The organism is Eubacterium maltosivorans (genome assembly GCF_002441855.2).
Classification (GTDB): domain Bacteria; phylum Bacillota; class Clostridia; order Eubacteriales; family Eubacteriaceae; genus Eubacterium; species Eubacterium maltosivorans.
Genome location: NZ_CP029487.1, coordinates 1,990,876 through 2,004,930 on the forward strand (window position 1 = coordinate 1,990,876; position 14,055 = coordinate 2,004,930).

Annotated in this window: 8 protein-coding genes; all 8 read right to left on the reverse strand. The window is 34.1% G+C overall.

The annotated features are described in order from the left end of the window. Nucleotides 1–28: 28 nt before the first annotated feature. Nucleotides 29–409, reverse strand: a complete 381-nt coding sequence (locus CPZ25_RS09630; protein WP_096920329.1) for a DUF2304 domain-containing protein — start codon at nucleotides 407–409, stop codon at nucleotides 29–31. Nucleotides 410–411: 2 nt separating this feature from the next. Next, on the reverse strand, nucleotides 412–1,128 hold the full coding sequence (locus CPZ25_RS09635) for a glycosyltransferase family 2 protein (protein WP_096920330.1): 717 nt from the start codon (nucleotides 1,126–1,128) through the stop codon (nucleotides 412–414). Between the two features lie 23 nt (nucleotides 1,129–1,151). Then, on the reverse strand, nucleotides 1,152–1,505 hold the full coding sequence (locus CPZ25_RS09640) for an EamA family transporter (RefSeq protein ID WP_096920331.1): 354 nt from the start codon (nucleotides 1,503–1,505) through the stop codon (nucleotides 1,152–1,154). Between the two features lie 27 nt (nucleotides 1,506–1,532). Continuing rightward, nucleotides 1,533–2,930 (reverse strand): undecaprenyl-phosphate glucose phosphotransferase, encoded by a 1,398-nt coding sequence (locus CPZ25_RS09645; protein WP_096920332.1) that lies wholly within the window; start codon nucleotides 2,928–2,930, stop codon nucleotides 1,533–1,535. Nucleotides 2,931–2,951: 21 nt separating this feature from the next. Then, nucleotides 2,952–3,809: a glycosyltransferase family 2 protein gene (locus CPZ25_RS09650; RefSeq protein WP_074617454.1), complete on the reverse strand. Its 858-nt coding sequence runs from the start codon at nucleotides 3,807–3,809 to the stop codon at nucleotides 2,952–2,954. Nucleotides 3,810–3,888: 79 nt separating this feature from the next. After that, nucleotides 3,889–4,863 (reverse strand): glycosyltransferase family 2 protein, encoded by a 975-nt coding sequence (locus tag CPZ25_RS09655; protein WP_096920333.1) that lies wholly within the window; start codon nucleotides 4,861–4,863, stop codon nucleotides 3,889–3,891. A gap of 883 nt (nucleotides 4,864–5,746) precedes the next feature. Then, nucleotides 5,747–8,674, reverse strand: a complete 2,928-nt coding sequence (locus CPZ25_RS09660) for a GBS Bsp-like repeat-containing protein (protein ID WP_138721008.1) — start codon at nucleotides 8,672–8,674, stop codon at nucleotides 5,747–5,749. Nucleotides 8,675–8,959: 285 nt separating this feature from the next. Then, nucleotides 8,960–14,053, reverse strand: a complete 5,094-nt coding sequence (locus CPZ25_RS09665; protein ID WP_096920831.1) for a glycoside hydrolase family 99-like domain-containing protein — start codon at nucleotides 14,051–14,053, stop codon at nucleotides 8,960–8,962. Nucleotides 14,054–14,055 lie beyond the last annotated feature (2 nt).

Genomic DNA, 14,055 nt, shown 5'->3' on the forward strand with positions numbered 1-14,055 from the left:
CTCGCTCCTACATTCTTAATTTTTATAATCAACCTTTCTTTATTATCTTTGATTTATTTTTTTCTATTTCTAATTCCCTAACTCTTTTTTCCAATATAGCTAATGCTTGAATTGTTTTTCTATTTTTTTCATTTAAATCTGATATTATAATTGTGATAGATAACAAAATCAATAATACAAACATTGCTTCAATAACATAAACTACATTTACTGGTGTTTCAATCCCTACTATACGTGATATCCAATAAACAATTTCAGGAAAGGTAATTAACAGTAACAGCGCAAATACAGAAAACAACCAAATTAAAGAATATTGTAAATTCAACTTTTGTTTTCTTAATAAATTAATAATTATGAATAGAAAAAATATAATCGCAATCGCCAGAAAAATCCTTAGTGTTATATTCATTGTTATTTTCCTTTTCTAAAAGAACCTAGTCGGCAAATAATAATTGCTAAAAAGACCTTTATCATATAATAAACTGATTTAAATGCCTTTATTGAAGATTCTCCTCCCTTTCTTTCAGACATTACAACCGAAACTTCCTTAATAGTAAAATTGTTTAAAGTAGCAGCAATAATTGCTTCTGGTTCAGGATAGTCTGATGCATAATACATAGAAAAAAACGTAGTTAAGGCTTTATTCGTTGCTCTAAATCCACTTGTTGTATCTTTTATCTCTTTACCACTCAACGATTTAATTAATATTCTCAACATATTTATTCCTATCCTCCTCGCACCTGAAGATTGAAAACCTTCTTTCGTAATAAATCTAGAGCCAATGACCATGTCCGCTTGATTGTTGATAATCGGTTCGATAAGATTTTTTATAAAGAATGGGTCATGCTGCCCATCTCCATCCATTTGAATTGCAATATCATAATCTTGTTCCACGGCATATTTATAACCAGTCTGAACGCCTCCACCTATCCCCAGATTAACAGGTAAGTCAATAAAATTATAATTTTTTTCTAAACATATTTTTTTTGTATTATCAATTGAACAGTCATTAATAATAACATAATCTAATTTAATATTTGGAATAGTAATTTCCTTTAAATTTTCAATCACACTCTCTATCGAATCCTGCTCATTATAAGCAGGAACAATTACCAGCACTTTTATCATTACATAACCCCATAACCTTTCATTTAACTAGGTTTAATATTCATAAATACAACGCCAGCCAAAATCAAAATAATCCCAATCCATTGAAAACTTCCAATATGTTCTTTCAAAATAAAGATTGAAGCCATAATTATCAAAATATTTGATAACCCTAGAGCAATAGGTTGTATATAACTCAAATCAAATTTTTGCACAATTGAAATCCATAATAAAAAGCTAATAATATATAAACATAATCCTATTAAAGTTGTATATGATAAAGATAAATTAAAAAAACTGGAATTAACCACTAAAGCATTATTTTCTGCTCCAATTTTGACTAACGTTAACCCCCCAACACTACAAAATAAATAGACTATAAATACTACAATAAACATGAATGCAAACACTCTCTCCTTTAAAATCTAATAAGCATTCTTAACCAACGCCCCAAACGTCATAAAAAACACTTTCACATCCAGCCACAGCGACCAGTTTTCAATATACTCAATATCACAGTTAATCCGCTCCGCAATCGAAGTATCGCCTCGCCAGCCGTTTACCTGGGCCCAGCCGGTAATTCCCGGCCTTACATGATGCTTAATCATATACTTGGGCACTTCATCTTTAAACTGCTGCACATAAAACGGACGCTCTGGTCTCGGACCGATAATACTCATATCGCCCTTTAACACGTTAAAAAACTGCGGTATCTCATCCAAACTTGTTTTCCTGAGAAAGGAGCCAAATTTCGTCTTTCTCGGGTCATCCTCAGTAGTCCAAAGCTTATCGCCTTTTTCTGGAATATCATTTCGCATTGATCGGAATTTATAGATATAAAATTCCTTCCGGTTCATGCCCACGCGGATCTGCTTATAAATAACAGGCCCTGGAGAGGTTACTTTGACCAAAATCGCTAAAATCAGATAAAGCCATGAAAAGACGATTAAAAACGTACCGGACAAAAGAATATCCAGCGCCCTTTTGACAAACTTATTAAAGGGCTCATCCAGCGGTATATACCGCGTGTTGATCAATGGGATGCCATCGAGCTCATCAAAAGCTGGTCTGGAGCCCTGAACCAGATTAAAATAATCTGGGATAACCTGTGTTTTTATACCCTGATACTCACATTTGTCGATCACATCATTGATGCGCTTAAAGCTGGTATTTGGCAGCGCAATAATGACTTCATCCACACGAAATTCTTCCAGTATATCATTCATTTCTTTTGTGGTTCCCAAAATAGGTAAACCATTTTTATCACTCTTCGGATAATAATCGTCAACGTAGCCGCAAATTTTGTAGCCAAGCTGCCGGTCTCCTAATACTTTATCCGCAAAAGCCTGTCCCAGGGCACCAGCTCCCACGATGATAATATACTTAATGTTGTAACCGCGCTCACGCATCATTCGGAGCATTTTTCGAATGGTGCCCCGCTCCAGAGACATGATTACAATGGAAAACAGGAAGAATAGTCCAAGCATATATCTTGAAAAGTGAATACTCTTCTCTGTATATAAAACTGCCATTACAATTAAAATCCCAATTATATTGGATAATATAATTTCCTGGCACTCTTTAAAAAAGCGTTGCTTTCGATACGGTTTATACAAGCCAAAAATAAGAAACAAAATCAGGTAGACAGGTATGATAAAAATCAGCAGGCCAACATAAGCCTCGAAATGCATTGTGCGCACACCATCCGTAAAAAACGGGGAGACAAACCGAATATACCAGGCCAGAAGAAGCGCGACGCTGACGACAACAGCATCAAAAACAACCAGCAGAAAATTAAAAAAATGTTGATTACTTTTTATCATAGCTTCTATCTCCTTTTAAGATTATCGGTTTTTTGCCAATGCAATTTTTTTCATTATTTTAGTTCCAAGAAATACCGTACCTGTCGTAATTTTACTGTATTTTCCCTGGTAATGTTTGTTATAAAAAATAATCATAGAATCATAAAATGCTTTGATTACCTTAGGATTACGTTTTCCGATCCCACTGGCCTTTTTATAATGAAATATGCGTACTTCCGGATAATAAATGATCTGATATCCAGCCTGCTTAATGCGGTAGCACCAGTCAATATCTTCACCATACATAAAATAGTCCTCGTCCAGCAGTCCGACACGGTCGATCACGCTCCGGGGAACAAGTATAAACGCCCCCATCACGCAGTCAACTGAACATATTTTATCTGGATTAACAAAGGTTAAATTGTATTCACCAAACCGCTGGCTTTTGGGAAAGCGTTTATCCAGCTTAAGCGAATGGTATAGGCCGTTTGCCGGTGTTGGAAAGCTTCTCTTGCACGCCGCGTCTAGCTGGCCGTTTTCCAGAAGTACCTTGCATCCTAACGCTCCCACCTGCGGTCTCGCTTTTATAAACTCCAATGACTTTTTAAGTGTATTCGGCTCGACGATTGTATCTGAATTTAACAGAAGAATATAATCTCCCTTTGCTTTGTGAATCCCAATATTGTTCGCCTTTGAAAAACCCAGGTTTTCTTTGTTTTTAATGATACTCACCTGTGGAAACTTCCTTTCAACGGCTTCGATACTGCCGTCACAAGAAGCATTGTCCACGACGATCACCTCAAAGTCGACCTCCTGCAAATGGCTCTCATACACTGAAGCCAAACAATTCGTGGTCAATTCTTCTGTTTTATAATTAACAATAATAATCGATAAATCCATAAATGCTCCATTCGTACATACTTCTTGTCAATTTTAACAGTATATCATAAATGTAACAAATTTGCATCTTCCAATTGCCTTACTTCGATATTTTTTCAAATAAATATCGGAATACATTCCAGAGTAACATCCCCTCTATCTTGATATAGTTAAGAATATGGCGCATTTTGAAGGGTGTTTTCCGAACTTTATTTAAACTTAAAAACGCTTCTTTAATACCAGACCAATAAGTTTTTCCATATCCCGACACTGAAAACATGGCGCCTTTAATTAAAAAACCCAACGCTAAAAAAATAAAATTTATCACCAGCTGTAAAAATGGCATATTTTTATAAGCAGTATAGATGTTATTCCTGGCCGAAATTTTAACCTTAAATTCTGAATACTTATTGCCATCCGCCGTTGTCGCGCTGCCGATATGATAGCAGATAGCAGATGGCTCATAGCGATTCTTATAGCCGTAAATACGTCCACGATAAGAGACATCCACATCTTCAAGGTAGGCAAAATAATGCTCATCAAACAAGCCGATCGCATCAAAAATACTTTTTCTGTAAATGCCGGCGCCAGCGCAGGTACTAAAAACACTGGTTGGCTTCAATAATCGGGAAACGTTCTTCCCATCACCTCGTTTATAAGCCCAGCCCAAGATATTATAAAAATCTCCGGTATCATCAATTTTATCGCGTTCATAATAGCGAATCATCCGTGAAGAAACGGAAAATATCCGTTCATCCTTGTCAATGGCCTGATGGAGCTTTTCAACAAAATCATCTGCCACCACCACATCATTGTTTAACAGCAGCACATACCTGCCCCTGGCAGCGCGAATGCCATTGTTCACGGAAACCGCAAAGCCAGAATTTTTTTCATTAAGGATCAGCCGAATCTCCGGATGATTTTTTAAAATCGTGAGACTATCGTCGGTTGAGCAGTCATCAACAATGATGATCTCAAAATCTTTGAAAGACTGCTCTTCCAAACTATTGAGGCAATTTTCCAAAAACGCTTCCCCGTTAAAATTAGGGATAACAACTGATATTTCTTTACTCATATACATTCTCCATGGTATTATCATATCCTAGATAAATAAAGGATGCAATAAAATTCTAAATGGATATTTTTAATGTAATAAGCTTTATTTTTTACCTGTGGATAAAAAGTTATCCACAGGCGTAACCGTCATATATGGCGGCAATTTGGGCAAAAAAGCGAAAATGGACGCGAAATCACCGACACCTGTGTCGACATAAATAACTATAACATTATAATTTTTATATATTATTATATATTAATAAAGGGGATCGCTTCCTGCTTTCTGCTGTTTCGAAAAACAGTTCCCCTTGTTTTTAAAATCTGTGATGATGATTCTTGATCTTTTACTGATCTTTATCATTTGTATGTTAACCCATAACCATGCATCATCAAATTTCAAACATAAACATGCATTTCAGCGATTTTTATCTTCTATTAATGATTCTGTTCCTTTTCGATTCTCACTCGTCTTAATTCAGGTATTTTGAATGTATTTTTATTTTCCAGGATTTTGTGGATAACTGGCGTCAAAAATTATAAAGCGGACAGATCTGTCCGCGATAATGCCAAAATCGCCAAAATAGCGGCAAGATCGCGGTCACAGATGTCCGCCATTAATAATATTATAAATAATATATTATTATATATATACTTATTCCTGAGTGCAGGGTTATCCACAGATTGAAATCTTTGATATCTAAAAACGAATCTGCAAAATCTAATCTACATCAGTAACTATTTCTCTAAAATAATCTTTAACCTTTTTTATTTCATTATAAATCTTTGTGTTATACTCTTAACTAACACTCTTTTAAAAAATAGATAGGCTTAGTACTTGATCCGATGCTTTGACTAAAAATAAAACCTGTAAGATTTTGACGTCTTACAGGTTTTTGTTTAATTTATGAAATTCTGTTCATAATGTCAATAATTCCCTGGCCGTAGTTTGCTCCAGTTGCCCATCCATATCCGTTAGGATTTTCTTTTTGTCCTAACCATTCAACATATGGGGCACAGCCACGCTTAACCAAGTTAAATCTTTCATCAACACAAGCATTATTTAAAGGTTCTGTTGATGCATAAGCCTTCAAATGTTGTATCTGCGCACGAATTCCCATGCGGATACCATTTTCATTATCGCCATATTTCTGAGCAAAACTCATGCCCGCAGCGCCATCATCTGTGGCCCCAAGACCAGCAAAATTGAATTGACTAATGCTTACTTGACCACCAAATTTTAACCAACCGGTTTCTTTCATGGCTTGAGCAAAAGCTACGTCTGCCCGGATATTTTCGGCGTTTGCTTCTTCGATGTAAAGTTGTGCGAAACGGTTGATGTCTACGTTACGGCCGTTTTCTGTGTAATATGATGGAAAATCATGTCCAGAGGAATTGTATAAATAAACTAATTGTTCGACTCTTACAGTGCCGTTTCCGATAATGGATGTTAAACCTGCAGCGTTATTTTCTTCTGGTACTTCAATCTCTATAGTTTTTAGCACCTGGAAATTTCCTGTCGTGTCCACCGCATAGGCGTGTACATTGTAAGTGCCTGTATCATTTCCATGATCTTTAATGTTGACGGTCACTTTATAGTCGCCGTTCCACTGCCGTTCTGCCCAGTACCACTTGATGTCATCCTGGCCGTTCACTTCGCTCCATACAGGAACTGTGATGCCACTTAATCCCATACCATTCGGTACATTCACTTTGCTGATGGTTGCCGTAAACTGGCCATTTTTCACTTCACTTACATTCAGTTCTTCTGCGGTTATTTTTCCTGGATTCGCTTCTGGCACGATAACACTTGCTGTCTTTAACATCTGGAAATTTCCCGCCGTGTCCACTGCATAGGCGTGTACATTGTAAGTGCCTGTATCATTTCCATGATCTTTAATGTTGACGGTCACTTTATAGTCGCCGTTCCACTGCCGTTCTGCCCAGTACCACTTGATGTCGTCCTGGCCGTTCACTTCGCTCCATACAGGAACTGTGATGCCACTTAATCCCATACCATTCGGTACATTCACTTTGCTGATGGTTGCCGTAAACTGGCCATTTTTCACTTCACTTACATTCAGTTCTTCTGCGGTTATTTTTCCTGGATTCGCTTCTGGCACGATAACACTTGCTGTCTTTAACATCTGGAAATTTCCCGCCGTGTCCACCGCATAGGCGTGTACATTGTAAGTGCCTGTATCATTTCCATGATCTTTAATGTTGACGGTCACTTTATAGTCGCCGTTCCACTGCCGTTCTGCCCAGTACCACTTGATGTCATCCTGGCCGTTCACTTCGCTCCATACAGGAACTGTGATGCCACTTAATCCCATACCATTCGGTACATTCACTTTGCTGATGGTTGCCGTAAACTGGCCATTTTTCACTTCACTTACATTCAGTTCTTCTGCGGTTATTTTTCCTGGATTCGCTTCTGGCACGATAACACTTGCTGTCTTTAACATCTGGAAATTTCCCGCCGTGTCCACCGCATAGGCGTGTACATTGTAAGTGCCTGTATCATTTCCATGATCTTTAATGTTGACGGTCACTTTATAGTCGCCGTTCCACTGCCGTTCTGCCCAGTACCACTTGATGTCATCCTGGCCGTTCACTTCGCTCCATACAGGAACTGTGATGCCACTTAATCCCATACCATTCGGTACATTCACTTTGCTGATGGTTGCCGTAAACTGGCCATTTTTCACTTCACTTACATTCAGTTCTTCTGCGGTTATTTTTCCTGGATTCGCTTCTGGCACGATAACACTTGCTGTCTTTAACATCTGGAAATTTCCCGCCGTGTCCACCGCATAGGCGTGTACATTGTAAGTGCCTGTATCATTTCCATGATCTTTAATGTTGACGGTCACTTTATAGTCGCCGTTCCACTGCCGTTCTGCCCAGTACCACTTGATGTCGTCCTGGCCGTTCACTTCGCTCCATACAGGAACTGTGATGCCACTTAAATCATAAGGTGATTTGAACCCTTTTATTATAATGTCGAAAGTATTATTCTTCACATTGGAAAATGAAATCTCCTGAACTGTTGCGTTCGGTTTGTATCCAAAAAAATCATTTATGCTTTTCACAATGCGTGTTGCTTCATTGCTTTGATAGGACTCATCTGCTAACTTTCTTGATTCATTATCATTAGAAACAAAACCAGCTTCTATTAAGACAGAAGGACAAGTTGTATGAGCAGGGATATAATCATCTCTTTCAATTGTATTTCTAAATGGAATACCAATACCACTAAAATTTTTCTCCAGTAATCCAGTAAATTCCTTTGATCTTACTGCTGATTCACATGGTGTTTCATCCAACCATGCATAGTCGCCATTACCCCAGAGACCATATTTTTTATATACACCACTATTGTCAATACCCGCACGGTAACTGCTCCAATAAAATTCATATCCACTTGCGCTTCCACCAGAATTGTGATGTAGACTAATCGCCAAATCAGGATTTTTTGCATTAATTGCATCACCAATCGTTTTTAATGAGCTGTCAGAATCATAGCCTTCATTAACTTGCTGAGTTGTCAGTAATGCAGGAATCGAACAACCGTTAACTGGATGTGTTAAATAAACTTCATATCCTATAGATTTAAGCTTTTCCGCCGTCTTGGCTGCCAAAGCTGCATTAAGATCCGCTTCTTTGATTTTAGTATTATTATTTACCGCTCCTGAATCTCGTCCAACCAAATGCCCTGGATTAATTACAATTACCGGAGTTGCAGCCTTTATAGGAAAAAGTGTTGCAAAGCACCCAAAAAGCAATAAAAATACCGTTAAAAAACTGAATGCCATTTTTTTATATGTCATTTACTCCCTCCTTTCTTTTAAAATTAAGATCTAAACTATAAATCTCAAAATGATATTATCATATTAAAGATTAGAACGTCAATTCTAAAGTGTTTATTTCATCATTTCCCATAAAATTCCATGTGGTATCTTAAACATTTAACTTAATATTTTTTAATTACAATATACTAATTTATATTTTTTTCACAAACAACTTTCTATTTCTTGATTATTTCCAGCTAAAAATATCCGGATTCAAACAAAATCTTTTGTTTGAATCCGGACAACTTTAAATATGTTAACTTTTTATTTTAATTGTTCAATAAAATTTTTAGTCTTTACCTTTTCAATAGGTTTCATATACATCTCACTTTTCTTTTTGATAAAAGGAGAACCTAAGATTAGTAAATCATACGGAAACTCATAAGGTATAGAGTAATTTCCAAGAGAGTCTGATAAAATTCTTGTTTCTTTCACAAAAACATCATATTTGAATCCAGCATCTTTTAATCTCTTAGTCAATACAGTCTCACAATTAGCAACTACATCAATTAATTCTTCGTAATTTTTAATGGATTCCCAAAATTCTTTAAAAGAACTGCTTTTTACAACATTTGAGTTGAAAACTTGAAAATAGGATTGAATATGCTCTTCTATGCATGGCTTTTGAATATATGTACCATCTTCTAAATATGGAAAAAGGGTAATTCCCCAAAAATCTACATTTTTTGATTCCATTTTTGCAAATACATTTCTAAAATCATATCGCCCACAATAGCAGCTATTATTTAATAATAGTAATTGATCAAATGTAGCTAAATATTCAAATCCTAGACTCAATATAGCGTCTCTCCATCCTCCAAAATCATATCCAATGTTTTCTCTCTCTATTATTTTACTGATATAAGGTGATACCTTCTGTTTTTCTAGTTCAGATATCCTTGAATTAGTGATAAATACTACTTGTTCTACAAAAGAACTTAACTCTTTAATATAATTAATGTCATCTTCTGAAAGACAATTATTTTTATCATAATGGACATACAATGCGATTCTTTTTAATTCGCTATAATCTATAATCTCACTGTAATCATTAAATGTTTTGATTGTTTTATATCCGTTAATTTTAGCAACAATACTCCATATTCGTTCGATTTGATGCCCTAAAGTTTGGTTAACTTGTCCTTTTTCTTTTGGAAAATCATCAAAATCAAAATTTGCTTTAAATACTTTTTCAATTGCCTTAGTGCGTGCCCAGAACATATTTCCCACAGGAAAAACAATATCTTTATCTAAGTCATCTTTTAATCCTAATCTTTTTAATAACGCTTTACAATATTTTTCATTATCTCCCCAATGAGCTTGCGAACGTACTACTGGATATACTTCAGGATATATTAAACCTATACTATTTTGATTTTCAAATATAGAAAAGATATGCTTAATATTTTCGGTATTTCCAAAGAGATGTTTATATAAAAATTCTCTCCAGCCATCTCCATAATTATTAGTAGCAGTTTTCTTAGAATGAATATGACAAATATATTCGTATCTATTAATTCTATCTTTTAGTTGCAGAAGAAACGGCGCTACATCACGTCCTCTATTTTCGTATACACCTACTTCAATATAATTAGCTGAGCAATTTTGTCTAAACTTTGCTTGAATTAATTCCTTTTTTTCAAGGGTATCCGTTGTAATATAGCAATCATACTTAAACGGTATTTTATTGATCTCATTAATTATTTCATCTACCGTATCTACATAATATAAATGAATTTGAACAGCTATACAGGGTTTCTTATTTAATTTAGACAGAGAACTTTCCTTCATTTCTATACTACTTTTTTTATTTAAAACCTTCATTTCATTAAATGGAATATCAAATAACGCTTTAGACAAAGTATTTATGTTCGCATAACCGTATTCCTCATCTGGTTCAAGATAAGTTCCCTCAGCCCATTCATTCCATGCATTTATAAACACAAAACGATTTGATTCGTCAAAATTATCTCGTGCATCATCTATGATCAAAGTTAGCCATTGATAAAAACTTTTTAAAGAGTAACCCAAAAATGTCGTCCAATTGTTATCACGCCTTGCTGCATTGTCCCATCCAAGCATTGCAGTTCTATGCAAAGGTAAGGTATTTTTCTCACTGGGATCTTTTAATTGAGCTTCTAAAATATCCACTAATTTCCGATAGTTATAGATACAAGCTTCTTTACCATTCAAGTCAATGTCACGCACTCCAATAATATCATACCACATATTATGAGGCGGAAATTCTAATTCTCCATCGATATAATTTTCGATTTTCAATTTTGATGCTGTATTATTAGCCGTCTGACAAGTCCAAATTAAAATTTCACCTATACCTACCTCAAGTGCTCTGTTTCTCCAAGCGGCAAAGGTTTCTTTGATATCTGGTATTTCTCCCGGATTATAAACAATAATCAGCGGTTTACCATTGATTCGAATATATCGTCTATCATCAATATATTTCTTTATGTCGTCAATAAACTTATTCCTATCATCTTTGCTATAAGATTGTCCTAAAAGCACCTCTTTGTTGAGCCCATCCCACGCTCGAGTAAAATTCTCATTTGCCCAGCATAAGCAAAAATTAAAATCTATTTCTGGATGTTCTAATAACATGTCAACTGGTTTTTCCATTATTCTTCTCCCCGAAAACCAGTAATAGTAAAAACAAAAACCATAAATTCCATGCTGCTTTGCTAATTCAATTTGTTTTTTTAATGTTTCAATTTTGCTTAAATCATAATAACCAATATCCGAATGAGGTGTACGTGGCTGGTAATGCCCTTCAAAACGCGGAGAGGTTTTTGATGTATTTGTCCATTCAGTAAATCCTTCTCCCCACCAATCGTCATTTTCCTTGATTCTATGAAATTGCGGTAAATAAAAGGTTATAGCTTTAATGTCTGTTTTTTCAGAAGAAAAGTCTATATTATTTTGATATTCACTTTCATATCCGGAATATAAAAGACTATCTTCTGTATGCAAATCAATACCCGTTTTATTGTGAAATTTCTTAATTTCCCACTGTCTCAATAAGAAATCTTTTGTTTTTTTAGTTGTCTCCTTTATTCCATTATTCTTTATATTTTTAATTCCTTTATAAACTATTTCTGTATTCTTATTTTTTTTAATATATCTTTTCGTTCTATCCAAACTGACTCGTAAAGGCTTAGTTGCTTTCCAAACAGAAGAGTTTCTGATCGATTCAAATTCTTGATTCAAATTCCGATAATTTTCTTCTAATATTTTTTCCTTTTCTTTTGAAATAGCCAATTCTTCTTCTTTCCTTTTTTCAACTATCGAATTGACTACTTCAATTTCTTTTTTCGTAAGCTTCTTAATATCACATGTTATTCTAATCAGTTTCACATTTTCCAAATTACCTTTTACTTGATAAACAGGATCGTCAGTTAGAAAATAATACCATCCATTATTTTTATAAGTATAATTAATAGGAAAAATCGTTAAACTATTTTCATTGCTTTTTATTTCTAAATTACGCACTCGACAATATTCTTCGCAAGGATCCCAGCGCAAGGAACATATTTCAATACTAACTTCATTTAAATCATATGTTATCTCAAGTCTTCCATCTTTTATATTGTTCCGAGAGTATATAGATTCATTAACAGCGAAAGAATTTCCTTTACTATAAAACAATCTTGTATCAACTTCATTTTTATTTAAAATCTGTTCACTATAATCTGATAAATTAAATCTTTCTTTTTCATATTGCTTATAATCAAAACGGTCTGAGCCAACATAAGAATACACAAAATGATGATCCCAACTTTGATATATTTGATTCTTCTTTTTATCATCCAATCCCACACATAAAAGCAGTTCTTCTAAATCGTAATATTTCTTTGCTATTGTACTGTTTTGATAATACATCATTAAAGAACGCCATAAAACAAAATCAATGGGAATCAAAAAATCGAATATCCATTCATAGTCAATTACTAAGTATCTATCTTCCCTTTTTGTTTTAAAGAAATTACTAAATAATAAATCAACATTCAAATTTCTCTTACACTTTAACTCTTCAAACAATGAACAATCACCAAAAACATTTTTAAATTTTTCATTAAAATATTCATTAGATACTACAGATTCATGTGAAAGGCTTTTTTTAAATTCATTCAATAAAAATTCAAACACCTCTTTTTCGCCATTTTTTAGCTTGTTGTTTAATATTTTTTCAAATGTCGTCCCTTCAACATATTCCATTTCAATCCCATGATCAGATTCTTGAATTGGTGCATTTTTAAACAAAAAATTATCAAATTTATAATTTTCCACCATTTTTTTTAAATGTTTTTTTGCACTATCTGATAGACCTTCTTTCTTAACCCTAATCTTACCATTTTGATCTTTTATAATTTTTGTAATAATAGAAAAATCTTTTTTTCGTTTATTACTCATTTTAGCAAATAAGATTTCTTCCTTGTTTTTACTTTTGCTCGAAGAACTGTTACTAATTTCAATTAAAAATGAGTTGCTAAATTTTTCATAAACTCCTTCTTCTATAAGGGTATAGACCATTTTTTCTTCATCAAAAAATGAAAAACGTTTTTGGTCATAACCGGGCTTAACAACAGCATTATTTTCTAATATTCCCATAGATTCAGTTGTATATATCGCATCTGGAAATTTATAATCATAATAAGGAAAATAAAACTTATAAGCTTGATAACCTGCTTTATCTATGAGCAGTTCTATTTCTTTACTACTAAATGTCTTTACTTCATTGCTATATTGATATTGATCTAAGCCAGAAAATAGAGTATTAAGATGATCTTCTGGAGCCCCGTTAAAATATTTTAAACCTAAGCGATTTTCAATTGCTATTAAAAGTGTTCCATCTACTTTTAATAGTCGTTTTAGTTCAACTAATAAATCTAAATAAGGATTTTCCGTTTTTGTAAAACTTGCAGCATATTCAAACACGCCATTTAACACAATATAATCAAATTTTTCTTTAAATTTAATATTATGAAAATTCCCAACAATTATTTCAAGATTTTCCTTTTCTTTATGCCTTTCATAAATCGTCTCGCTTCTATCTTTCGTTAGTTCAACGGACGTTACTTTTTTCACTTTATCACATAACATTCCTGTTATAGCACCGCAGCCCGCCCCAATTTCTAGTAAACTAGAGTCTTTTTTAAAATCATACCAATTCAAAATATTTTCTCTTAAATGACTTAAGTGGTACAGAATAGGCCAACGATTATCTTTAGCTATAACTTCTTGAAAGTCTACACCCGATTTTATAATTGCCAAGATTTCTTTTTCGATAGGCCCATCAGAGTATTCATTTTCATTTTGATAATAATCCAAATTTAATTTCGCCATAG